This is a genomic window from Stenotrophomonas sp. STEN031, assembly GCF_056759975.1.
This window is the reverse complement of sequence record NZ_JBRREA010000009.1, coordinates 1-22,343: the sequence shown is the minus strand read 5'-3', so window position 1 is coordinate 22,343 and position 22,343 is coordinate 1. Positions and strand designations below refer to the sequence as shown.

At 63.2% G+C, this 22,343-nt stretch carries 21 protein-coding genes; 15 read left to right on the top strand and 6 right to left on the bottom strand.

Annotation, left to right across the window (positions count from 1 at the left end):
• Positions 1 to 346: 346 nt before the first annotated feature.
• From ACVOLQ_RS05970 to ykgO, 3 genes are all read right to left on the bottom strand, one after another.
• A complete protein-coding gene (locus ACVOLQ_RS05970; RefSeq protein ID WP_481527447.1) occupies positions 347 to 1,384 on the bottom strand; it encodes an agmatine deiminase family protein in 1,038 nt (345 codons plus the stop codon).
• A gap of 70 nt (positions 1,385 to 1,454) precedes the next feature.
• Positions 1,455 to 1,784, bottom strand: a complete 330-nt coding sequence (locus tag ACVOLQ_RS05965; RefSeq protein ID WP_313171633.1) for a hypothetical protein — start codon at positions 1,782 to 1,784, stop codon at positions 1,455 to 1,457.
• A 196-nt stretch (positions 1,785 to 1,980) separates the two neighbouring features.
• Positions 1,981 to 2,106, bottom strand: coding sequence for a type B 50S ribosomal protein L36 (gene ykgO, locus ACVOLQ_RS05960; protein WP_005409283.1), 126 nt, complete (start codon positions 2,104 to 2,106; stop codon positions 1,981 to 1,983).
• Positions 2,107 to 2,295: 189 nt separating this feature from the next.
• On the opposite strand from ykgO, the gene cmk reads away from it, so the two are divergent.
• The 8 genes from cmk (at position 2,296) to galU (ending at position 10,602) form a co-directional block, all read left to right on the top strand.
• Complete coding sequence (gene cmk, locus ACVOLQ_RS05955) at positions 2,296 to 2,970, top strand: (d)CMP kinase (protein WP_313171635.1); 675 nt, start codon at positions 2,296 to 2,298, stop codon at positions 2,968 to 2,970.
• A 193-nt stretch (positions 2,971 to 3,163) separates the two neighbouring features.
• On the top strand, positions 3,164 to 4,843 hold the full coding sequence (gene rpsA / locus ACVOLQ_RS05950; RefSeq protein WP_313171637.1) for a 30S ribosomal protein S1: 1,680 nt from the start codon (positions 3,164 to 3,166) through the stop codon (positions 4,841 to 4,843).
• A gap of 88 nt (positions 4,844 to 4,931) precedes the next feature.
• Positions 4,932 to 5,237, top strand: a complete 306-nt coding sequence (locus ACVOLQ_RS05945; RefSeq protein ID WP_057628209.1) for an integration host factor subunit beta — start codon at positions 4,932 to 4,934, stop codon at positions 5,235 to 5,237.
• 96 nt (positions 5,238 to 5,333) lie between these two features.
• Positions 5,334 to 5,633, top strand: a complete 300-nt coding sequence (locus tag ACVOLQ_RS05940) for a lipopolysaccharide assembly protein LapA domain-containing protein (protein WP_481527446.1) — start codon at positions 5,334 to 5,336, stop codon at positions 5,631 to 5,633.
• 6 nt (positions 5,634 to 5,639) lie between these two features.
• A complete protein-coding gene (lapB, locus tag ACVOLQ_RS05935; protein WP_313171640.1) occupies positions 5,640 to 6,818 on the top strand; it encodes a lipopolysaccharide assembly protein LapB in 1,179 nt (392 codons plus the stop codon).
• Entirely contained in the window at positions 6,819 to 7,793 is a 975-nt protein-coding gene (locus ACVOLQ_RS05930; RefSeq protein ID WP_481527445.1) for an MraY family glycosyltransferase, read from the top strand.
• Between the two features lie 14 nt (positions 7,794 to 7,807).
• Positions 7,808 to 9,724 carry a polysaccharide biosynthesis protein gene (locus ACVOLQ_RS05925; RefSeq protein WP_481527444.1) on the top strand — a complete coding sequence of 639 codons (1,917 nt, stop codon included), beginning with the start codon at positions 7,808 to 7,810 and terminating at the stop codon, positions 9,722 to 9,724.
• Positions 9,724 to 10,602 carry a UTP--glucose-1-phosphate uridylyltransferase GalU gene (galU, locus tag ACVOLQ_RS05920; protein ID WP_313171646.1) on the top strand — a complete coding sequence of 293 codons (879 nt, stop codon included), beginning with the start codon at positions 9,724 to 9,726 and terminating at the stop codon, positions 10,600 to 10,602. The genes ACVOLQ_RS05925 and galU overlap by 1 nt, the downstream gene beginning before the upstream one ends.
• 320 nt (positions 10,603 to 10,922) lie before the next feature.
• Here the strand turns inward: galU and ACVOLQ_RS05915 are convergent, their stop codons facing one another.
• From ACVOLQ_RS05915 to ACVOLQ_RS05905, 3 genes are all read right to left on the bottom strand, one after another.
• Positions 10,923 to 12,131 (bottom strand): acetyl-CoA C-acyltransferase, encoded by a 1,209-nt coding sequence (locus ACVOLQ_RS05915; RefSeq protein WP_481527443.1) that lies wholly within the window; start codon positions 12,129 to 12,131, stop codon positions 10,923 to 10,925.
• A gap of 79 nt (positions 12,132 to 12,210) precedes the next feature.
• The gene (locus tag ACVOLQ_RS05910) at positions 12,211 to 14,583 is read right to left on the bottom strand and encodes a 3-hydroxyacyl-CoA dehydrogenase/enoyl-CoA hydratase family protein (RefSeq protein WP_481527442.1); all 2,373 of its coding nucleotides are present in this window, start codon (positions 14,581 to 14,583) and stop codon (positions 12,211 to 12,213) included.
• Between the two features lie 34 nt (positions 14,584 to 14,617).
• Positions 14,618 to 15,271 carry a TetR/AcrR family transcriptional regulator gene (locus ACVOLQ_RS05905; RefSeq protein WP_293706417.1) on the bottom strand — a complete coding sequence of 218 codons (654 nt, stop codon included), beginning with the start codon at positions 15,269 to 15,271 and terminating at the stop codon, positions 14,618 to 14,620.
• Positions 15,272 to 15,481: 210 nt separating this feature from the next.
• Between ACVOLQ_RS05905 and ndk the strand changes: the two genes are divergently transcribed.
• From ndk to der, 7 genes are read left to right on the top strand one after another with little or no spacing between them, the layout of a single operon-like run.
• Entirely contained in the window at positions 15,482 to 15,907 is a 426-nt protein-coding gene (gene ndk, locus ACVOLQ_RS05900; protein WP_108749396.1) for a nucleoside-diphosphate kinase, read from the top strand.
• Positions 15,908 to 15,922: 15 nt separating this feature from the next.
• On the top strand, positions 15,923 to 17,128 hold the full coding sequence (gene rlmN, locus ACVOLQ_RS05895) for a dual-specificity RNA methyltransferase RlmN (protein WP_481527441.1): 1,206 nt from the start codon (positions 15,923 to 15,925) through the stop codon (positions 17,126 to 17,128).
• Positions 17,115 to 17,906 carry a type IV pilus biogenesis/stability protein PilW gene (pilW, locus tag ACVOLQ_RS05890; RefSeq protein WP_481527440.1) on the top strand — a complete coding sequence of 264 codons (792 nt, stop codon included), beginning with the start codon at positions 17,115 to 17,117 and terminating at the stop codon, positions 17,904 to 17,906. Before rlmN ends, pilW begins: the two co-directional genes overlap by 14 nt.
• 6 nt (positions 17,907 to 17,912) lie before the next feature.
• Entirely contained in the window at positions 17,913 to 18,749 is an 837-nt protein-coding gene (locus tag ACVOLQ_RS05885) for a RodZ domain-containing protein (RefSeq protein ID WP_313171658.1), read from the top strand.
• Positions 18,750 to 18,804: 55 nt separating this feature from the next.
• Positions 18,805 to 19,446: a YfgM family protein gene (locus ACVOLQ_RS05880; RefSeq protein WP_313171660.1), complete on the top strand. Its 642-nt coding sequence runs from the start codon at positions 18,805 to 18,807 to the stop codon at positions 19,444 to 19,446.
• Positions 19,446 to 20,642: an outer membrane protein assembly factor BamB gene (gene bamB, locus ACVOLQ_RS05875; RefSeq protein ID WP_481527439.1), complete on the top strand. Its 1,197-nt coding sequence runs from the start codon at positions 19,446 to 19,448 to the stop codon at positions 20,640 to 20,642. Before ACVOLQ_RS05880 ends, bamB begins: the two co-directional genes overlap by 1 nt.
• Positions 20,643 to 20,654: 12 nt before the next feature.
• The gene (gene der / locus ACVOLQ_RS05870; protein WP_313171664.1) at positions 20,655 to 22,055 is read left to right on the top strand and encodes a ribosome biogenesis GTPase Der; all 1,401 of its coding nucleotides are present in this window, start codon (positions 20,655 to 20,657) and stop codon (positions 22,053 to 22,055) included.
• The last annotated feature ends 288 nt before the right edge of the window (positions 22,056 to 22,343 follow it).

Genomic DNA, 22,343 nt, shown 5'->3' with positions numbered 1-22,343 from the left:
GTTTGCGGGGTGAGAAGGGCTGCTTGCGAACCAAAGGTTCGCAGCCATTCGAACGACCTTGCGCCAGCGCAAGGGCCGGGGCGCGGAGCGGGGGTTGGGGTGAGGGCGCTTTTCGCTCGTGAAGCCTCTGCCGAGCATGGCTCGCCATTACAGCTTTAGCCCCTCTCCCGCTGGCGGGAGAGGGGTTGGGGTGAGGGTGGCTTTTCGCTCGTGAAGCCTCTGCCGAGCATGGCTCGCCATTACGGCTTTAGCCCCTCTCCCGCTGGCGGGAGAGGGGTTGGGGTGAGGGTGGCTTTTCGCTCGTGAAGCCCCTGCCGAGCATGGCTCGGCACTACAGGTGGCGCGCCTAGTTTTTCAGAAGGCCGGCCGGCAGCTGCATGGTGATGCAGTGCAGGCTGCCGTTCTGCCAGATCAGCGAGCGGCAGGGCACCTGCACGATCTCGCGGTCCGGGAAGGCCTGTGCCAGCACGTCACGCGCAGCATCATCGGCGGCATCGCCATAGGCCGGCATCAGCACCGCGCCGTTGATGATCAGGAAGTTTGCATACGAGGCAGCCAGGCGGCGACCTTCGTCGAGAACCGGCTCGGCCCAAGGCAGCGGGAACAGGCGGTACGGCTTGCCCTCGGCGGTGCGCAGTGCGGCCAGTTCGGCGCCCATCGCCTGCAGCTCGACGAAATGCGAGTCCTGCGGGTCATCGCAGTTCTGGTAGACGATGCTGTCGACCGAGGCGAAGCGGGCGAGGGTGTCGATATGGGCGTCGGTATCGTCACCTTCCAGGTAGCCGTGGTCCAGCCACAGCACGCGATCCTGCTGCATCCAGCTGGCCATGTCGGCACTGAGCGAAGCTCGGTCGCGCTCCGGATGGCGTTCGTGCAGGCACTTCCAGGTGGTCAGCAAGGTGCCGGCACCGTCGGTGTCGATGGCGCCGCCTTCCAATGCGAATGGAATGCTGCGCACCTGGGCGTTGTCGAAGACCCGGGCCTGGTCGAGCACGCCGACCAGTTGGTCGTCGAGGCTGGCCTCGAATTTGCCACCCCAGCCGGTGAAACGGAAATCCAGCAACTGGAAGCTGCCGTCGGCGCGTTTAAGGGTGATTGGGCCGGAATCGCGCAACCAGGTGTCGTCATAGGGCGCAGTGACAAACTGCACGCGCTCCATGTCCACGCGGTTCGAGCGCAGTCGCATCTCCGCATAGGTCTCGACATCGTCGTCGGCCACGCAGATCAGTACCGGCTGGAAGCGGGTGATGGCGCTGACCAGCGCGATATAGGTTTCCTCGACCTCGGCCAGGCGCTCGGCCCAGTCGGTGTCGGCGTTCGGCCAGGCGATCAGGACGCCGGACTGGGTTTCCCATTCGGCTGGAAAGCGGAGCGTTTCGTTCATTCTTCTCGGAGTGCGATTGGCCCGGATGGGCGTTGAGGCAGCGGGTACAGGCCTGCTGCCTGGAAGGGATTCAGCGGATCGGTGGCTTCGGGCCGACTTCGTCGGGGCTGGCCTGGCGAGCGACCACATCGATCACGCGCTGCTTTTCAAAGTACACGGTGAAGGCGGGGTAGACCCAACGATTGATGGTCGGCCACTGGCGCTTCTGGCCGCCGCGTGGATCCATGCGTTCGCTCGGCGCACCGAAACGGGCTTCAACCTGTGCCATGGTCTGGCCGCGGGCCGGGATGGCTTCGGCCGGTTTTTCCTGTGCGCGCTCGATCAACAGCGTATCGGCCATTGCCGCCGGCGCTGCGGCCAGTGCAATGACCAGGCCCAGAATCTTCAGTGTTTGCTTCATTGGTCACATCTCCCCAGAGGACAAGCTGTGATTACAGCAAAAAAGACGGCAAAAGTACCGGTTGACCGCGGTTTTTATGTGCGCGCTCACCCTGTGCGGGTGCGGTGTGGGCGCAGCCAAGCAAAAAGCCGCCCAAGGGCGGCTTTTTGGCGTTGCCCGATCCTTGCGGATCAGGCCCTGGCTTGCGCCAGTTGGCTCAGCGCTGGCGAGCCTTGAAGCGCGGGTTCGACTTGCAGATCACGAAGATCTTGCCGCGACGGCGCACAACCTTGCAATCACGGTGACGGGCCTTCGCCGACTTCAGGGAGGACAGAACTTTCATGGCATACCTCGGCGGATAACTGTAGGAATATCAGGAGCGCGGCCGCGGATATGCAGGATAACGCTCGTTCAAGCCCGCCATTCTACCGGGTATTTCCATGCCGGTTCAAGTGCTTGCGTGCAAATACGTGCAGCGATGGCGGTGCAGGGCGCTAGAATAGCCTGATTCTCGCTCCAAACAGGCATCCAGATGAGTCAATTGCCCCCCGTTCTTACCATTGATGGCCCGTCCGGGGCTGGCAAGGGTACCGTCAGTCGCATCGTCGCCCGTCAGTTGGGTTGGCATTACCTGGACTCGGGTGCGCTGTATCGGGCGGTCGGCGTGGCTGCCAGTTGGGCGGACATCGATACCTCTGATGCGTCGGCGCTGGTGCGTTGCACCTTTGATACCAGAGTGCAGTTCGTGGAGCAGGGGGAAAGCCTGCGGGTGCTGGTCAATGGCACCGATGCCACCGACGAGTTGCGCCTGGAGACCACCGGGGCATTGGCCTCGGCCATTGCGGCCATTCCGGAGGTGCGGGCTGCCCTGAAGGAGCGTCAGCGCGCATTCAGGGTTTTGCCGGGGTTGGTGGCCGATGGTCGCGACATGGGTACCGTCATCTTCCCTGACGCCCCATTCAAGGTTTTTCTGACTGCGAGCGCCGAGGAGCGCGCCCAGAGGCGGCATAAACAGTTGAAAGAAAAAGGGGTTTCGGTTAACTTTGAAGACCTCCTGCGTGAGATCATGGCCCGCGACGCCCGTGATGCACAGCGCGCAGTGGCGCCCCTGAGGCCGGCCGAAGACGCCATCCTCATCGACACCAGCGGTATTGGCATCGACGACGTCGTTGCCAAGGTGCTGGATCTGGTTTCCAAGGAAGCCTGATCCTGGCTGCGTTGAGTGCGATCAGTTGACCGATCGCAGTCGCACCAAAGATGTTGCAACAACCCGCTGCGCAATGGTGCGTGGTGGGCTTTTTCATTCACATGCGGCTGCTTTCATGGGGTCGTCCAACAGGCTGGACGGTACGGGTTTTCGCAACAGATCCGCTGTCCATATGTTCAACTGAGTAAATCTAATGACCGAATCATTTGCAGAACTGTTTGAAGCCAGTCAGGCCAACCTGGCCAAGCTGAAGCCCGGTGCCATCGTTATCGGTACCGTCGTTGATGTCCGCGGCGACGTGGTGATCATCAATGCCGGCCTGAAGTCCGAAGGCATCGTGCCGATCGAACAGTTCCGTAACGACGCTGGTGAGATCGACGTGGGCGTGGGCGACCAGGTGAAGGTTGCCCTCGACTCGATCGAGAACGGCTTCGGCGAAACCGTCCTGTCGCGCGAGAAGGCAAAGCGCGCCATGGTGTGGGACGAGCTGGAAGAAGCGTTGGAAAAGAACGAAACCATCACCGGCCGCATCAGCGGCAAGGTCAAGGGTGGTTTCACCGTGGACATCAAGGATGTCCGCGCATTCCTGCCCGGTTCGCTGGTCGATGTGCGCCCGGTGCGCGACCCGGCCTACCTGGAAGGCAAGGAGCTGGAATTCAAGCTCATCAAGCTGGACCGCAAGCGTAACAACGTGGTCGTGTCGCGTCGTGCAGTTGTCGAGAGCGAGCACTCGGAAGAGCGCGAGCAGCTGATGGACAAGCTGCAGGAAGGCGCCATCCTGAAGGGTGTCGTCAAGAACCTGACCGACTACGGCGCATTCGTGGACCTGGGCGGTATCGACGGCCTGCTGCACATCACCGACATGGCATGGAAGCGCGTGCGCCATCCGTCCGAAGTCGTGAACGTCGGCGACGAGCTGGACGTGCGCGTGCTGAAGTTCGACCGCGAGCGCAACCGCGTTTCGCTGGGCCTGAAGCAGCTGGGCGAGGATCCGTGGGACAACATCGCACGTCGTTACCCGGCCAACAGCCGCGTGTTCGGCAAGGTCTCCAACGTGACCGATTACGGCGCGTTCGTTGAGATCGAGCCGGGCGTCGAAGGCCTGGTGCACGTGTCCGAGATGGATTGGACCAACAAGAACGTCAACCCGTCCAAGGTTGTCCAGGTTGGTGATGAAGTCGAAGTGATGGTGCTGGACGTTGATGAAGAGCGTCGTCGTATCTCGCTGGGCATGAAGCAGGTTGCTGCCAACCCGTGGGAAACCTTCGCCGCCATCTTCAAGAAGGGCGACAAGGTTTCCGGCCAGATCAAGTCGATCACCGATTTCGGTATCTTCATCGGTCTGGACGGCGGCATCGACGGTCTGGTGCACCTGTCGGACATCAGCTGGAACACCACCGGCGAAGACGTGGTTCGCAACTTCAAGAAGGGCGACACCCTGGACGCAGTGGTCCTGGCCGTCGATCCGGAGCGCGAGCGCATCTCGCTGGGCGTCAAGCAGCTTGAGCAGGATCCGTTCGGCCAGTACATGGCTGCCAACCCGAAGGGTTCGAAGGTCGAAGGCGTCGTGAAGGAAGTTGATGCCAAGGGCGCAACCATCGAGCTGGCTGACGGCATCGAAGGCTACGTTTCGGCACGTGACGTCGCCAACGAGCGCGTCGACGACGCCACCCAGTTCCTGAAGGTCGGCGACAAGGTCGAAGCCAAGTTCGTGGGCATGGACCGCAAGGGCCGTACTCTGCAGCTGTCGATCAAGGCCAAGGACGATGCCGAAATGCGCGAAGTGCTGGAGGAATACCAGTCCGCTTCCGGCGGCACCACCCAGCTGGGCGCGCTGCTGCGCGCACAGTTGAACGGCAACAAGTCCGAGTAATCGGCCTGCTGTAAGTAGTTGTGACCTGGCGGCCCGGACATCAGTCCGGGCCGTTTCAGGGTAAGACCCTGCCATTGACGAGTACGCAATGACCAAATCCGAACTGATCGAAATCCTCGCGCGCCATCAGGCGCACCTGAAGGCTGATGATGTCGATCTGGCGGTGAAGTCGTTGCTGGAAATGATGGGCGGGGCGCTGTCTTCCGGTGACCGCATCGAGATCCGCGGTTTCGGCAGTTTTTCCCTGCATTACCGTCCGCCGCGCCTGGGTCGCAACCCGAAGACGGGTGAGTCGGTTGCGTTGCCGGGCAAGCATGTGCCGCATTTCAAGCCGGGCAAGGAGCTGCGCGAGCGCGTCAGCTCGGTGGTGCCGCTGGAAAGCGATCCTGCCTGAGTGCTTCTGCCGGACCCGCTCGCAGTAGATTGAGTGCTGCCATTTGATCCGCTGAACGGTAAGCTACGGGCTCTTGTTACAGGAGTGAGCCGGCGCATGAAGATCGTTCGATTAGTGATCCTGCTGGCGGTATTGATAGGCGGCCTAGTGATCGGCTCGCTCAACTCGCAGCCCATCGAAATCAGCCTTGCGTTCTGGGTGCTCAAGACCACTTCCGGCGTCGCGATCATCGCCTCGCTGTTGCTGGGGGCGTTGGTGGGTGGCGGTATGGTCATGGCTGGCCTGGTGGTGCCGATGTACGCCAAGCTGCGCCGCGCCAACAAGGCTGCCGCTGCAACGGCGGTGGAACCGGCAGCGACTGCAGTGCAGACGCCTTCTCCCTTTGACGGACGCTGAGCAACGATGGCTTTCATCAGTGAATGGTTCTGGTTCTTCCTGTGCCTGCCGTTGGCCGCGCTGGCCGGCTGGGTGATAGGTCGGCGGGGAGGGCAGCGCCACAGTGAAAACCAGGTCAGCCGTCTTTCCAGTACGTATTTCCGTGGCTTGAACTATCTGCTCAACGAGCAGCCGGACAAGGCCATCGAGCTGTTCCTGCATATCGCCGAGCTGGACAAGGAAACCTTTGAAACGCAGGTCGCGCTGGGGCATCTGTTCCGTCGCCGGGGCGAAGTCGATCGCGCGATCCGTCTGCACCAAGGGTTGGTCAACCGCAATGACCTGAGCGACGCGCAGCGCGTCCAGGCACTGCTTGCGCTGGGTGAGGACTATATGAAGTCCGGCCTGCTGGACCGGGCCGAGACGGTGTTCACCGAGTTGGCGCAGTTGGACCAGCGTGCGCCGCAGGCCTTGAAGCACCTCATCGGCATCTACCAGGCTGAACGCGACTGGGAAAAGGCGATCGAGAACGCCACCCGCTACGAGGCGGTGACCGACGAGCCAATGGGCAAGCTGATTGGTCAGTTCGAGTGCGAACTGGCTGAGCGTTACCGCGCTGCAGGTCGTCTGGACGACGCGCGGGCCGCCATCAATCGGGCCAACGCGGCCGATGCCATGAGCGTGCGCGCCGGCATCATTGAAGGTCGGCTGGAGAGTGATTTCGGCAACGACGAGGCGGCGGTGCGGGCATTCGAGCGCGCCGCACGCAACGACCCGGATTACCTGCCGGAAATCCTGCCGCAACTGCTGCAGAACTACCGCAATGTCGGCGACATCGCCGGTGCCCGTGCGTTCCTGGCCGAGATGACCGAGCATTATCGCGGCATCGCGCCGGTGTTGGCGCTCACCCGTTTGATGGAGGAACAGGAAGGCACCGCGCCGGCGCGGGCCTATCTGGGGCGCCAGCTCAAGGATCGCCCGTCGGTGCGTGGCGAGTCGGCCTTGATCGACCTGACCTTGGCCGAGGGTGCGGATCCGGTAGCGACCTTGCAGGATCTGAAGCACATCACCGACCAGTTGCTGGTCCGTAATCCGGCCTATCGCTGCACCCGTTGCGGCTTTGGTGCGCGTACCCATCATTGGCAGTGCCCGAGCTGCAAGGAATGGGGCACGGTCAAGCCGCTATTGAACTACGCGGTGCTCTGAGTGCCACAGTCGCAGTATTGGTTGTTGCTGCTGGTGTTGACCACCGCAGCCGTGGTGACGTGGCTTGCAATCCGATATGCGCGGTGGCGGCAGCTCATCGACCAGCCGGGGGAGCGTCGTAGCCATGCGGTATCAACGCCACGTGGCGGCGGCATCGGCATCGTTGTATCGCAGTTGCTTGCCTGTGGGCTGGGCGCGATGTGGATGCCTGCGCATGCGGTGACGTTGCTGGTGTTCGCAGCGGGTCTGCTGCTGGTTGCGGGGATTGGCTGGTGGGATGACCACCGCTCATTGCCGGCGCTGCCGCGCCTGTGCGTGCACCTGTTGGCCGCCTTGTTGCTGGGCGCACTGGTCTGGGTTGGCACGGGCAGCGTTGTGAAGGCGGTGTTCTGCTTCGTACTGGCAGTGTCCTTGATCAACATCTGGAACTTCATGGATGGCATCAATGGGCTGGCCGCGACACAGGCAATTCTTGTCGGTCTTGGTGCGGCCTGGCTGCTGCCTTGGCCGTTCGCCATGGCCGGATGGGCTCTTGCGGCCGGCTGTGCGGGGTTCTTGCCTTTCAACTTCCCCAGGGCCCGTGTTTTCATGGGGGACGTGGGCAGCGGCGCGCTGGGCTATCTGGTGGCCGGCGTGTTGGCGCTGGGCTTGAGTGTTACCGAGACTGCGCCGGTACTGTGGCTGATGTTGCCGGCGGTGTTCCTGGCTGACGCAGGCTTCACCTTGCTTTCACGCATGCTCAGGGGGGAGCGCTGGATGCAGCCGCATACCCAGCATCTCTACCAACGTTTCGTGAAGCGTGAATGCAGTCACACGGCTGTTACGCTGGGTTATGCGTTCTTCAGCCTTGTGGGGCTTACACTTGCGACGCAATTTTCAAGGCTTCCCCTAGGTTGGGGGTGGGCAGGGGGCGTTACCTGGCTGGCTGCTACGGCAGCGGCGTGGATGTTCCTGCGTGCCACGGCACTTAAATAAGGACAAAGTTTTCTATGGCATCTTGGCACGAGCGCTTTGCAGGTGGCGGCCCGCGTTATGCGGTGATGCTGCACGACCTGGTCATGGTGTGGCTGTGTTGGCAGCTGCTGCTGATGGCCCGCTTCGCGCTGTTGGATGGTGGGCCGGCGCATGCGTGGTTCACGCTGGACGCAGTGATCGTGATCGGCATCCAGGCCGTTGCGTTCTGGAAGGTCGGGCTTTACCGCGGCCTATGGCGATTCGCCTCGGTCGCTGATCTGATCAACATCTTCAAGGCCTCGTTCATCGGCCTGTTGGCGATAGTTGTGGTGTTTTCCTATCGCCGTCTCGAGGGAATTCCCATTTCGGTATTGGTGGTTTACCCATTTGCGCTGTCCGCGCTTCTGGGAGGGCCACGTCTGCTGTATCGCGCCTGGAAGGACTACCAGGCCATGCATTCGGATGCCAGCGCGCGCCGTGTGCTGGTGCTCGGTGCCGGCCAGGCCGCTGAGTCGTTGATCAAGGACCTGCGCCGCTCCGGCGACTATGAGCCGGTCGGTCTGCTGGATGATTCGCCGCACCTGCAAGGTGCCTGGGTGCACGGTTCCGCGATCCTGGGAACCCTGGATGAGGTTGCCCAGGTGGCGAAGGAGACCAGCGCCAAGCTGCTGGTGATCGCCATACCCACCCTTGATGCTGCCGGCATGCAAAGGGTGGTTGGCTTGTGCGAGAGCACCGGCCTGCCGTTCCGTACGGTACCCCGCCTGACCGATATCCTTGAGGGCAGTTCGCTGCCTGGGCAATTGAAGGAAGTCGCGATCGAAGACCTGCTGGGGCGCAAGCCGATCCTGCCGGATTGGGAATTGCTGCGCAGCTGGTTGCGTGGGCGCACGGTGCTGGTGACCGGTGGCGGTGGTTCGATCGGCTCGGAGTTGTGCCGCCAGTGCGCACGGCACGGTATCACGCGCATCGTGGTGCTGGAGATGAGCGAACTGTTGATGCTCAACATCCAGGCTGAACTGCGCAGGAGCTTCCCGGACCTGGAAGTCCATGGTGTACTCGGTGACTGTGGCGACCCGGCGGTGATCCGCCATGCATTGCGCAGCTACAACCCGGATACCGTATTCCATGCCGCCGCGTACAAGCAGGTGCCGTTGCTGGAAGCGCAGCTGCGTGAGGCGGTCCGCAACAACACCTTGTCGACCGAGTGCGTCGCCACGGCCTGCATCGAGTCGGGCGTGGAGAATTTTGTCTTCATTTCCACCGACAAGGCCGTTGATCCGGCCAATGCCCTGGGCGCGACCAAGCGGTACGCCGAGATGATCTGCCAAAGCCTGAACCGACGCGCGCCGCACACCCGCTTCGTCACCGTCCGCTTTGGCAACGTGCTGGGTTCGGTGGGCAGCGTGGTGCCGATGTTCCGTGAGCAGATCCGCAAGGGTGGGCCCATCACGGTGACCCATCCGGACGTGAGCCGGTATTTCATGACGATTCCGGAGGCCTGCCTGCTGATCCTCCAGGCAGCGGCTTCCTCGTCGCGTGGCGCGATCTACATGCTGGACATGGGTGAGCCGGTGTTCATCCGCCATCTTGCAGAGCAGATGATCCGTTTGGCCGGCAAGCAGCCGGGGATTGATATTCCGATCATCTACACCGGTTTGCGGCCGGGCGAGAAGCTGCACGAGAGCTTGTTCTACGCCGACGAAAACTGCCAGCCGACTGCGCACCCGAAGGTGATGGCGGCAGGCGTGCGTGAATTTTCACCCGAGCTGGTGTTGAATAACGTGGCCGCACTGAGGAAGGCGGTAGCTGCCTACGATATCGAAGCGATGCGACATATCCTCGGCACTACCATCCCCGAGTTCATGCCGGCCGACGATGTCGCGGCGCAGACTGGCACTGCCAATATTGTTCCGTTTCCTACCTCCAAAGAAGCTGGAAGAAGCCACTGATGCACGGCCGAATAAAAAAAGCGGTATTCCCCGTCGCAGGACTTGGAACACGATTCCTGCCTGCCACCAAGACCGTGCCGAAGGAGATGCTGCCGATCATTGATCGGCCGTTGATCCAGTATGCGGTCGATGAGGCCATCGAGGCTGGCTGTGACACCCTGATCTTCATCACCAACCGCTACAAGCACGCGGTGGCCGACTACTTCGACAAGGCCTACGAGCTGGAGCAGAAGCTCGAGCGCGCCGGCAAGCAGGAGCAGCTGGAGCTGATCCGGCATGTGCTGCCCAAGGGCGTGCGCGCGGTGTTCGTGACCCAGACCGAAGCGCTGGGGCTGGGCCATGCGGTGCTGTGTGCCAAGGCGATCGTCGGCAACGAGCCCTTCGCGGTGCTGCTGCCGGATGACCTGATCTGGAACCGCGGCGACGGCGCGCTCAAGCAGATGGCTGACTTGAACGCTACCACTGGCGCCAGTGTCATTGCGGTGGAAGACGTGCCGCACGACAAGACCGGCAGCTATGGCATCGTAGCGACCGACAAGTTCGATGGCCGCAAGGGACATATCAGCCAGATCGTCGAGAAGCCGAAGCCGGAAGATGCGCCGAGCGACTTGGCGGTCGTTGGTCGCTATGTGCTCAGCCCGAAGATCTTCGAGTTGCTGGAGGCTACCGGTACTGGTGCGGGTGGCGAAATCCAGCTGACCGATGCGATTGCGCAGTTGCTCAAGATCGAGCAGGTGGACGCGTACCGTTTCGAGGGCACGCGCTTTGACTGCGGCACCCATCTGGGGTTGATCGAAGCGACCGTGCGCTTTGCGCTGGAAAACGAGAAGCTGGCCGGGCCGGCACGGGCGGCGATGCAGAAGATGCTGGCGGAGTAAGCGCCCGGGGGTATTCTGGAGGCTGACGCCCTCTGTCAGCCCGATGGACTGGAGGAGCAGCCGCAAGGCTGCTTTTCTGTATCTGGCGCAGGGCTGTCGCACGCGAGGTGCGCGCGAAGTGCTGCCCCTCTCCCCAACCCTTCTCCCGCAAGGGGAGAGGGGCTACAGCTGCAGTTGCGGAGAATGCCTGCGCTCGCAGTGATCCAAGCCCCTCTCCCCTTGCGGGAGAGGGGTTGGGGAGAGGGGGCTCTTCGCGATGAACATGCAAAGAGAAGGCGGCCATAAGGCCGCCTTCTTCAATCAAAGCAACAACGAACCACTTACAGCGATTCAAAAATACCCGCCGCACCCATGCCGGTGCCGATGCACATGGTCACCATGCCGAACTTCTGCTGGCGACGGCGCAGGCCGTGCAACAGGGTAGCCGTACGGATCGCGCCGGTAGCACCCAGCGGGTGGCCCAGGGCAATGGCGCCGCCCAGCGGGTTGACCTTGGACGGGTCCAGGCCGCAATCGCGGATCACCGCCAGCGACTGCGCGGCGAAGGCTTCGTTGAGCTCGATCCAGTCCAACTGGTCCTGGCTCAAGCCAGCCTGCTTCAATGCCTTCGGAATCGCTGCGATCGGGCCGATGCCCATCACTTCCGGGCGCACGCCGGCGACCGAGAAGCTGACGAAGCGGGCCAGCGGGGTCAGGCCGTAGTCCTTGATCGCCTGCTCGGAGGCCAGCAGTACCGCACCGGCACCGTCGCTCATCTGTGAGGAATTGCCTGCAGTCACCGAACCGCCGAACTGGCCATTGCGGAATACCGGGCGCAGCTTGGCCAAGCCTTCAGCCGACGAGTCCAGGCGCGGGCCTTCGTCGGTGTCGGCGATCTTGTTGCGGGTGATGATGCGCTTGCCATCGGCCAGGTCGGGCAGGTGCGAGACGATGTCGTAAGGGCTGATCTCGTCCTTGAACTCGCCGTTCTGGATCGCGGCGATAGCCTTCTGGTGCGAGGCCAGGGCGAAGGCGTCCTGCTCCTCGCGCGAGACCTTCCATTCCTCGGCGACCTTCTCGGCGGTGATGCCCATGCCATAGGCAATGGCGACGTGGTCGTTGTCGAACACGCTCGGTGCCATCGCGATCTTGTTGCCCATCATTGGCACCATCGACATCGATTCGGTGCCGCCGGCCAGCATCAGGTCGCTGTTGCCCAGGCGGATCTGGTCAGCTGCCATCGCCACGGCCTGCAGGCCGGACGAGCAGAAGCGGTTCACCGTCTGCGCGGCGATGGTGTTGGGCAGGCCGGCCAGCAACACGCCGATGCGCGCCACGTTCATGCCTTGCTCGGCTTCGGGCATGGCACAGCCGATGATGGCGTCGTCGATGCGGTTGACGTCCACGCCCGGGGCCTGTGCGACCACGGAGCGGAGCACGTGGGCGAGCATGTCGTCCGGGCGGGTGTTGCGGAACATGCCCTTGGGCGCCTTGCCAACCGGGGTGCGGGTGGCGGCGACGATGTAGGCGTCCTGGATTTGCTTGGTCATTGCAGTGATCTCTTCAATAGGTGTGAGCGTGAGGGCGGGCGAGGGCGGCGCTGACAGCGCCACCCCTAAGCACGCTCACTCAGTTCCGCAGCGGCTTGCCGGTGGTCAGCATGTGCGCGATGCGGGCCTGGGTCTTTTCCTGCTGGGCCAGTTCGACGAAGTGCTTGCGCTCCAGGGTCAGCAGCCACTCTTCGTCGACCACGCTGTTGCGGTCGACCTTGCCGCCGCACAACACGGTGGCGATGCGCTCGGCGATTTCGTAGTCGTAGGGGCTGATGAAGCGGCCTTCCAGCATGTTGACCAGCATCATCTTGAAGGTGGCAATGCCAACGTCGCCGGCCACGCGGATGCGGCGTGCCGGCATCGGCGGACGGTAGCCGCCTTCGGCCAGTGCGGTGACCTCGGCCTTGGCGATGTGCAGCAGCTCGAAGCTGTTGAACACCACCTTGTCGGTGCCGCGCATCAGGCCCAGTTCCTTGGCGTTGACCGCCGAGTTGGAGACCTTGGCCATGGCCACGGTTTCGAAGGTCTTCTTCAGTTCGGCGAACACGTCACCGTCCGGGCCGGCCGCCTGCGAGGCGCGCACGGCGATTTCCTTCAGGCCGCCGCCGGCCGGCAGCAGGCCGACGCCGGCTTCCACCAGGCCGATATAGCTCTCCAGCGCCGCTACCGACTTGGCCGCATGCATCTGGAATTCGCAGCCGCCGCCCAGCGCCAGGCCGCGCACCGCGGTGACAACCGGCACGGTGGCGTACTTGATGCGCTGGCTGGTGCGCTGGAAGTTGGCAACCATCGCCTCGAACTCGGCGAACTTGCCGGCCTTCAACGCGCCCAGTGCGCCCGACAGATCGGCACCTGCAGAGAAGGGTTCCTTGTTCTGCCAGATCACCACGCCCTTGAACTGCTTCTCGGACAAGGCAATCGCGTGCTGGATGCCGTCCAGGACCTGGTCGGAAACGGTGTTCATCTTGGTCTTGAAGCTGATGACGCCGATGCCGTCGCCGTCGGTCCACAGACGGATGCCGTCGTTCTCGAAAACGGTTTCGCCCTGCGCGAACTTCTCGCCCAGCAGCGCGTCCGGGAAGCGCTGGCGCTGGTAGACCGGCAGTGAGGAGCGCGGCACCAGGGCGTTCTGCGACGGGCTGTAGCTGCCTTCGGCGGCATGCACGCCGTCACGGCCGTCCAGCACCCAGGCCGGAAGCGGGGCATTGCTCATGCTCTTGCCGGCGGCGATATCGTCGGCGATCCACTGCGCTACCTGCTTCCAACCGGCGGCCTGCCAGGTCTCGAACGGGCCCAAGGACCAGCCGTAACCCCAGCGGATGGCCAGGTCCACGTCGCGCGCGGTTTCGGCGATGTCGGCCAGGTGGTAGGCGCTGTAATGGAACAGGTCACGGAACGTCGCCCACAGGAACTGCGCGTGCGGGTGCTGGCTTTCGCGCAGCTTGGCGAACTTCTCGGCCGGGTTCTTGATCTTCAGGATCTCGACCACTTCCGGTGCGGCGACGCGGTCGGCTGGACGGTAGTCCTGCTTCTCAAGGTCGACGACCATGATGTCCTTGCCGACCTTGCGGAAGATGCCGGCGCCGGTCTTCTGGCCCAGTGCGCCCTTGCTGATCAGCGCGCCCAGCCATGCCGGTGCGTTGAAGTACTTGTGCCACGGGTCGTCAGGCAGGGTGTCGCCCATGGTCTTGATGACGTGGGCCATGGTGTCCAGGCCGACCACGTCGGAGGTGCGGTAGGTGGCCGACTTCGGGCGCCCGACCAGCGGACCGGTCAAGCCGTCCACTTCGTCAAAGCCCAGGCCGAACTGCTGGGTGTGGTGGATGGTGGACAGGATCGAGAACACGCCAATGCGGTTGCCGATGAAGTTCGGGGTGTCCTTGGCATAGACCACACCCTTGCCCAGGTTGGTGGTCAGGAAGGTTTCCAGGCCTTCCAGCACGGCCTTGTCGGTGGTCTTGGCCGGGATCAGCTCGGCCAGGTGCATGTAGCGCGGCGGGTTGAAGAAATGCACGCCGCTGAAGCGGTGGCGGAGTTCTTCCGGCAGCACGTCGGCCAGCTTGTTGATGCCCAGGCCCGAGGTGTTGGAAGCCAACACCGCGTGCTCGTTCACGAACGGCGCGATCTTCTTGTACAGGTCCTGCTTCCAGTCCATCCGTTCAGCGATGGCTTCGATGATCAGGTCGCAGTCGCGCAACTGTTCCAGGCCGGAGTCGTAATTGGCCGGGGTGATGGCTTCGGCCAGTGCCTTGCTGGCCAGCGGGGCCGGGCTCAACTTGCCCAGGTTGGCAATGGCCTTGAGCACGATGCCGTCGGCAGGACCTTCCTTGGCGGCCAGGTCGAACAACACCGTGTCGACGCCGGCATTGGTCAGGTGGGCGGCGATCTGCGCACCCATGACGCCTGCGCCCAGGACGGCGGCGCGGCGGACAAGCAGGGAATTGGACATATCGATAAACCTTTGGTCTGCGATGACGGTTGGATCAGGGAACGGCGGGGGAGGCCGGGGTGCGCACGCTGGCGCGGAACCCGGCTTCGGCGAAATGGATCAATTCCTGCGCGGCCTTGCGGCGGTGCTCGGCCTCGCTGATGTTGTGTGGGCGCTTGATCAGTCCGAAATCGGCCATGGCGTAGGTCAGGGAACCGGCCAGGAAGTCCAGGCGCCAGTACAGCTCTTCCTTGCTCAGGCCCGGCACACAGGCACCGATGGCCTTGCCGAACTCGCGCAGCACGTGGCCGTAGTGGTCGGACAGGAACTTGCGCAGGTTGTCGTTCTTTTCGGCATAGGCGCGGGCGATGACGCGGACGAAGGCGCCGCCGCTCTGGCGGTCCTGGGCCAGCGCCAGCGCCGGCTCGACGAAGGCGGCCAGCACGGCACGCAGGTCGCCAGGCTGGGTGCTGCGGGCCTGTTCCAGCTGGCCCAGGCGGGCGGCGGTCATCTCGTCCATGCGGCGGCGGAACACTTCATTGACCAGGTTGTCCTTGGACCCGAAGTGATAGTTGACCGCGGCGATGTTTACGTCCGCGTGACTGGTTACCTGGCGCAGCGAGGTGCCGGCAAAGCCGTACTGGGCGAACAGTTCCTCGGCCGCGCCGAGGATGCGGTCCTTGGTGGAGAAGCTGGCGGGTTTGCCCATGGCTGGCTCAATCAATCAAACGATTGTTTGGATCCTACGCCCGTCGTCTCGTTCAGGTCATGCTGCTATGCAGCATCATTCATCTGACGCTGTGCAAAGCCGGGGGTCACCCGGTAGAATTAGCCACCGCAATTCAGGCTAAGCCCGCGTCCGCACGCGGGTTTTTTTAATGTACCCTCGGGCCAGCCGGCCCTTTACCGGAGAATTCCCATGGCGCTGGAGCGCACCCTTTCCATCATCAAGCCCGACGCCGTTGCCAAGAACGTGATCGGCGAAATCTACGCCCGCTTCGAAAAGGCCGGCCTGAAGGTCGTGGCTGCCAAGTACAAGCAGCTCTCGCGCCGTGAAGCCGAAGGCTTCTACGCCGTGCACCGCGAGCGTCCGTTCTTCAACGCCCTGGTCGAGTTCATGATCTCCGGCCCGGTGATGATCCAGGCCCTGGAAGGCGAGAACGCCGTGCTGGCCCACCGCGACCTGCTGGGCGCCACCAACCCGAAGGACGCTGCTCCGGGCACCATCCGCGCCGATTTCGCTGATTCGATCGACGCCAACGCCGCTCACGGTTCGGATTCGGTCGAGAACGCAGCCATCGAAGTGGCCTACTTCTTCGCCGCCACCGAAGTGGTTTCGCGCTAAGTAGAGGTTGAAGTCGTGAACGAGGTCGTACAGTCACCCGCCATCCAGCCGTTGCCGAAAACGGCAGCCACCGCTGGCAAGCAGAACCTGCTCGACCTTGATCGCGCGGGCCTGGAAAAGTTCTTCGTCGAAACCCTCGGCGAGCAGAAGTTCCGTGCCCATCAGGTGATGAAGTGGATCCACCATCGCTACGTCACCGATTTCGACCAGATGACCGACCTCGGCAAGTCGCTGCGCGCCAAGCTGCAGCAGCATGCCGAGGTCGTCGTCCCGAACATCGTGTTTGACAAGCCCTCGAACGACGGCACCCACAAGTGGTTGTTGGCGATGGGCGTGGATGGCAAGAACGCCATCGAAACCGTCTACATCCCGGACAAGACCCGCGGCACGCTGTGCGTGTCCTCGCAGGTTGGTTGCGGCTTGAACTGCACCTTCTGTTCGACCGCTACCCAGGGCTTCAACCGCAACCTGACCACCGCCGAAATCATTGGCCAGGTGTGGGTTGCCGCCCGTCATCTGGGCAATGTGCCGCACCAGATGCGCCGCCTCACCAATGTGGTGATGATGGGCATGGGCGAGCCCCTGATGAACTTCGACAACGTCATCCGCGCGATGAGCATCATGCGCGATGATCTGGGTTACGGCCTGGCCAACAAGCGCGTGACCTTGTCGACCTCCGGCCTTGTGCCGCAGATCGATCGCCTGTCGGTCGAGAGCGATGTGTCGCTGGCGGTGTCGCTGCATGCGCCGAACGACGAGCTGCGTGAGACGCTGGTACCGCTGAACAAGAAATACCCGATTGCCGAGTTGATGGCCTCCTGCGCGCGTTACCTGCGCGGCAACAAGAAGCGCGACTCGGTGACCTTTGAATACACCTTGATGAAGGGCATCAACGACCAGCCCGAGCACGCCCGCCAGCTGGCGCGGCTGATGCGCCAGTTCGACAATGCGGTGCAGGCCAAGGACTCGGGCAAGGTCAACCTGATTCCGTTCAATCCGTTCCCGGGCACGCGCTATGAGCGCTCGGACGAGGAACAGATCCGTGCGTTCCAGAAGATCCTGCTCGACTCGCAGGTGCTGACCATGGTGCGGCGTACCCGCGGCGACGATATCGACGCCGCCTGCGGCCAGCTCAAGGGGCAGGTGATGGATCGCACCCGCCGCCAGGCCGAGTTCAACCGGCTGCTGCAGGAACAGGAAGGCGGGGATGCGGTCGCCTGATCGCTGGCTGATTCTATTGGTTCTGGTCACGCTCACTGCGGCGTGCGGGCGGGACAATCTCAAGATCGGGCGCCCGCAGGTGGTTGCACCCGACTACAGCGTCAAGCAGGACAAGACCGCACACAAGCGGATGCGTTACCAGGAGTTCCTGCGCCTGTCGGCGGATCGCTTTGGTCGCGGCCAGTTGGACGAAGCGATGCAGTTCGCGCGCTCGGCGCAGAAGCTGCAGCCGGACACGCCCGATGCCTACACCCTGCAGGCGGTGATCGAGGGGCATAGGGGGCAGGTCGAGGCGGCTGGTGCGCTTTATCGCAAGGCTGCCGAGCTGGCGCCGCACCAGGGGGATGTTCTCAACAATTACGGCGCCTGGCTGTGCGGCAGCGGTCATCCAGCGGAGGCGCTGGTCTGGTTTGATCGCGCCTTGGCCGATCCGAATTACGGCGGGCGCGCCGATGCGTTGGCCAATGCCGGTGGCTGTGCGCTGGATGCCGGGCAGCGTGAGCGCGCCGAAGAGAATCTTCGCCAGGCCCTGGCGTTGGCGCCGGGCAACGCCTATGCGCTGGAGGCCATGGCCCGCAATGAGGTCCAGCAGGGGCGCTATTTCGAGGCCCGGGCCTTCTACCAGCGACGTTTGGCGGCTGCGCCAGCCACGGTTTCCGTGTTACAACTTGCCATTCAGATTGAAGAGCGACTCGGCGACAGGATGGCTGCCGGTCGGTTCCAACAGCGGTTGCGCGAAGAGTTTCCTTCTGCAGCAACCTCGAATCCCCAAGGCTGACGCATTGTGATCAATGATCCGGGTGTAAATGCTTTAGATGGTGTAATGGGTTGCGGCGAGCAGTTGCGCAAGGCGCGGGAGGCCGTCGGCTTGTCGCTTGACGAGGTCGCCGGCCAGTTGCGCATGCCGGTGCAGGTGGTTGCCGCGCTGGAAGCAGAGCAGTGGTCGCGGCTGGGGGCGCCGGTATTCGTGCGTGGCCAGCTGCGTAGTTATGCGCGACTGCTGAAGGTGGATCTGGGTGGATTGCTCGAACAGGCGCGTATCGCGCCGGTCGAGCCGCCCAAGCTGGTCAGTCATACCCATACGCCGCGACTGAAGCGGGTTGCCGAGAATATCGGCCGCCGCGCGGTCTATGTGGTGATCACCGCGGTATTGGCGGTGCCCGTCTGGTACGTGATCAGTGGCAATTCCAATAGCGCGCCGCCGAGTACGGCCTCGCTGGATGTGGTGCCGGCCCCGGTCGCCGGCGCACAGCCGGCGGCGCCTGTTCAGGCGCCGGCGCATGCGCCGAGCACGGACAACGGTCCCTATATTGCCTCGATGGCGCCCATGGCACGGCCGGCGGCTGCCCCTGCGCCGTCCACATTGACCCTGAATTTCAAGGGGGACAGCTGGGTGGACATCACCGCGCCAGACGGTGCCACCGTCGAAAAGGCCTTGGTGCGCGCCGGCGAGAGCCGCAGTTTCGCGGCCGGCCAGGTGGGGCGGATGGTGCTGGGCAATGCGGCCGAGGTCGAGGTTCAGCAGGCGGCAGGTAACGTCGACCTGGGCCCGTACAAGCGCGGCAATGTGGCCCGCTTTACGGTATCCTCTGACGGCTCCGTGGCGCCGGTTTCACACTGAAACCAGGCGTCGAACAAAACAACAAGGCTCCCCGCCAGGGTGAGCGAGAGTACGCATGGCGATTGACGACCTGCTCGACGAGCACGAACAAAGCGAACGTGTCCGCACGTGGCTGCGCAAGAATGGCGCCGGGATTATCGGCGGAGTAGTTCTCGGCATTGGCGCTATTGCCGGTTGGCAGTGGTGGCAGAAGGAGCAGGTTGGCAAGCTGGCCGACGCCAACGCCCGTTACGAAGCGGTGTCGCGCAGTCTGCAGTCCAAGAACCTTGAGGAAGCAGCCAAGGAGGTTGCGGCGCTGGGTGGCGGCAAGGCAGGCATCTATGCCGACCTGGCCGCGCTGGAGCTGGCCAAGGCGCAGGTCGAGGCCGGCAAGAGCGATGACGCGATCAAGACATTGCGCGCGCTCAAGGCCGAAGGCGAGTTCAAGACGCTGATCGACCAGCGCATCGCGCGCCTGCTGATTGAAACCGGCAAGCCGCAGGAGGCATTGACGCTGCTGGCCAACGCCGACGACAGCGCGGGGCTTGAGATCCGTGCCGACGCTCTGGTCGCACAGAACAAGCGCGATGAAGCGCGTGAACTGTACAACCAGGCACTGGCCAAGCTGGACGTGGCTGCCCCGCAGCGCCGCTTGCTGGAAACCAAATTGATGGACGCCGGCGGTACCGTGGCTGATCCTGCAGCGGAGAAGAATTGATGAAGTTCAAGCATGTTGCAGGGATTGCCTTGATCGCGGTGTCCCTGATCGGTTGTTCGACGGTCAAGGGTTGGTTCGCAGGCAAGGATGCAGCGGCAAAGAAGGCGCTGGAGCCGGCTGAGCTGACCAAGTTCGAACCTAGCGTCCAGGTCAGCAAGATCTGGTCGGCTAACGTCGGCAAGGGTGAGGGCCGTATTGGCCTGCGCCAGGCGCCGGTGGTGGCCGATGGCCGCGTTTACGCGGCGGCGGTGCAGGGAGGCGTGCACGCGCTGGACCTGCAGACTGGCAAGCAAGTCTGGGAATACAGCCCGGCCAAGGAAAAGAAGAAGCCCAAGCTCCGTCTTTCCGGTGGTCCGGGCGTTGGCGATGGCCTGGTGGTGATCGGCACGCTGGATGGGCAGGTGATCGCGCTGGACGCCGCCAATGGCAGCGAGAAGTGGAAGTCCAAGGTGACCGGCGAGGTAATCGCCGCGCCGGCGGTGGCCCAGGGCCTGGTGTTCGTGCGCAGCAATGATGGCCGCACCACGGCGCTGGATGCGGCTACCGGCGAGCAGCGCTGGTTCAATGCGCAGGAGCTGCCGTCGCTGACCGTGCGCGGCAATGCGCCGGTCGTGACCGGCCCTGGCGTGCTGTTCATCGGCAACGATGACGGTACCGTTGCCGCCTTGGCGATGCAGGACGGGCGTCCGCTGTGGGAGCAGATGGTAGGCACCCCGGAAGGACGTACCGAGCTGGAGCGCATGGCCGATATCGATGGCGCGCCGGTGTTGGAAGGCAATACGCTGTTTGTCACCAGCTTCAAGAACGAAACGATGGCCATTGAAGGCCCGACCGGTCGTCCGATGTGGTCGCGTGACCATGGCGGCGGCGGTGGTGTTGCGGTGTCCTCGGGTAATGTCGTGGTCACCGATGGCAAGGGTACGGTGTACGGCTTGGACAAGAGCTCAGGCTCTGCCATGTGGTCGCAGCAGGCGCTGGCGCGCCGCTCGTTGACCGGTGCTGCCATCCAGGGCGACTACGCCGTGGTTGGTGATTACAAGGGATATCTGCATTGGCTGCGGTTGAGCGATGGTGAATTGGCAGCGCGTGAGAAGAGCGGTGGTGATGCTCTGCTGGCGCAGCCGCTCGTCGCCGACGGCATCCTGCTGGTGCAGAACGTAGATGGGAAGCTGACCGCATTCCGGTTGGCCCAATAAGGAGTTAACGCGATGCTGCCTTTGGTCGCCCTGGTTGGACGGCCGAACGTCGGCAAGTCCACGATTTTCAATGCGCTGACGCGTACGCGCGATGCGCTGGTCCATGACCAGCCCGGGGTAACCCGTGATCGCAACTACGGCGTTTGCCGCACGGACGAGGACAATCCCTTCCTGCTCGTGGATACCGGCGGCATTGCCGGTGAAGAGGAAGGGCTGGCCGGCGCCACCGCGCGCCAGGCCCGAGCCGCCGCCGGTGAGGCGGATCTGATCGTATTTGTTGTTGACGCGCGTGATGGCACGTCGGCCCTGGATGACGAGATCCTGTCTTGGCTGCGCAAGCTTGCGCGGCCCACGTTGCTGTTGATCAACAAGATCGACGGAACGGACGAACATGCCGTTCGTTCGGAATTTGCCCGTTATGGGTTCAGCGAGATGTTGATGATCTCTGCCGCGCACCGGCAGGGTATCGATGACCTGGTTGATGAGATCGTCGAGCGCTTGCCGGAAGAGGGCACAGCCGAGACGCTGGACAACGACCCGGATCGCATCCGTATCGCCTTCGTTGGCCGCCCGAACGTGGGCAAGTCGACGCTGGTCAACCGCATCCTCGGCGAGGAGCGGATGATTGCCTCCGAAGTGCCCGGCACCACCCGCGATTCGATCGCGGTGGATCTGGAGCGCGACGGGCAGCTGTACCGTCTGATCGATACCGCCGGCCTGCGCCGCAAGTCACGCGTGGACGAGGTGGTGGAGAAGTTCAGCGTGGTCAAGACGCTGCGCTCGATCGAGCAGTGCCAGGTGGCGGTGTTGATGCTGGACGCCCACGAAGGTGTGACCGATCAGGATGCCAGCGTGTTGGGCGCGGTGCTCGATGCCGGTCGCGCGTTGGTCATTGCGATCAACAAGTGGGACGGTTTGAGCGAGTATGACAAGCAGCAGGCCGAGACCCTGTTGTCGTTGAAGCTGGGCTTCGTGCCATGGGCCGAGAATGTGCGGATTTCCGCACTGCATGGCTCGGGCCTGCGTGAGCTGTTCAAGGCAGTGCATCGCGCGCATGCCTCGGCGACGCACGAATTCAGCACGGCCGAAGTCAACAAGGCGCTGGAAGTGGCCTATGAAGCCAATCCGCCGCCGAGCATCCGTGGCCACGTCTCCAAGCTGCGTTACGTGCACCCGGGTGGCAGCAATCCGCCGACCTTCATCGTGCACGGCACGCGCCTGAAGGAGCTTCCGGATTCGTACAAGCGCTATCTGGAGAACTTCTTCCGCAAGCGTTTCAAGCTGGTGGGTACGCCAGTGACCTTCCTGTTCCGTGAGGGTGCCAACCCGTACGAGGGCAAGAAGAACGTGCTGACGGATCGCCAGGTCAAAGCCAAGCGACGCCTGATGAAGCACGTCAAGGGCAGGAAGTGACTCAGGCCCGGGACGCGGTTCAGGCGTACTGGGTGATGTAGACAAAAGCGGCCGGAAGGCCGCTTTTGTTTTTGGTGTATTGAGTGGGGTAGGGCGTTCGATTTGGGCGACGTTCCCACTAAATGATTTCGTCATTCCCGCGCTGGCGGGAATCGCTCTTGCTCTTGCTTGTAGAGAGACGGCGTGAGTGCAATTGGACGGGCTACGGTGGATATCAAAGCAAAACCAGCCGCAGAAGCAGGAGCGGGAGCACAACCTGGAGCGATCCCCGCCTGCGCGGGAATGACG

Coding starts and splice junctions, on each gene's coding strand:
- ACVOLQ_RS05970 (WP_481527447.1), bottom strand. CDS start 1,384: ATGAACGAAACGCTCCGCTTTCCAGCCGAATGGGAAACCCAGTCCGGC.
- ACVOLQ_RS05965 (WP_313171633.1), bottom strand. CDS start 1,784: ATGAAGCAAACACTGAAGATTCTGGGCCTGGTCATTGCACTGGCCGCA.
- ykgO (WP_005409283.1), bottom strand. CDS start 2,106: ATGAAAGTTCTGTCCTCCCTGAAGTCGGCGAAGGCCCGTCACCGTGAT.
- cmk (WP_313171635.1), top strand. CDS start 2,296: ATGAGTCAATTGCCCCCCGTTCTTACCATTGATGGCCCGTCCGGGGCT.
- rpsA (WP_313171637.1), top strand. CDS start 3,164: ATGACCGAATCATTTGCAGAACTGTTTGAAGCCAGTCAGGCCAACCTG.
- ACVOLQ_RS05945 (WP_057628209.1), top strand. CDS start 4,932: ATGACCAAATCCGAACTGATCGAAATCCTCGCGCGCCATCAGGCGCAC.
- ACVOLQ_RS05940 (WP_481527446.1), top strand. CDS start 5,334: ATGAAGATCGTTCGATTAGTGATCCTGCTGGCGGTATTGATAGGCGGC.
- lapB (WP_313171640.1), top strand. CDS start 5,640: ATGGCTTTCATCAGTGAATGGTTCTGGTTCTTCCTGTGCCTGCCGTTG.
- ACVOLQ_RS05925 (WP_481527444.1), top strand. CDS start 7,808: ATGGCATCTTGGCACGAGCGCTTTGCAGGTGGCGGCCCGCGTTATGCG.
- galU (WP_313171646.1), top strand. CDS start 9,724: ATGCACGGCCGAATAAAAAAAGCGGTATTCCCCGTCGCAGGACTTGGA.
- ACVOLQ_RS05915 (WP_481527443.1), bottom strand. CDS start 12,131: ATGACCAAGCAAATCCAGGACGCCTACATCGTCGCCGCCACCCGCACC.
- ACVOLQ_RS05910 (WP_481527442.1), bottom strand. CDS start 14,583: ATGTCCAATTCCCTGCTTGTCCGCCGCGCCGCCGTCCTGGGCGCAGGC.
- ACVOLQ_RS05905 (WP_293706417.1), bottom strand. CDS start 15,271: ATGGGCAAACCCGCCAGCTTCTCCACCAAGGACCGCATCCTCGGCGCG.
- ndk (WP_108749396.1), top strand. CDS start 15,482: ATGGCGCTGGAGCGCACCCTTTCCATCATCAAGCCCGACGCCGTTGCC.
- pilW (WP_481527440.1), top strand. CDS start 17,115: ATGCGGTCGCCTGATCGCTGGCTGATTCTATTGGTTCTGGTCACGCTC.
- ACVOLQ_RS05880 (WP_313171660.1), top strand. CDS start 18,805: ATGGCGATTGACGACCTGCTCGACGAGCACGAACAAAGCGAACGTGTC.
- bamB (WP_481527439.1), top strand. CDS start 19,446: ATGAAGTTCAAGCATGTTGCAGGGATTGCCTTGATCGCGGTGTCCCTG.
- der (WP_313171664.1), top strand. CDS start 20,655: ATGCTGCCTTTGGTCGCCCTGGTTGGACGGCCGAACGTCGGCAAGTCC.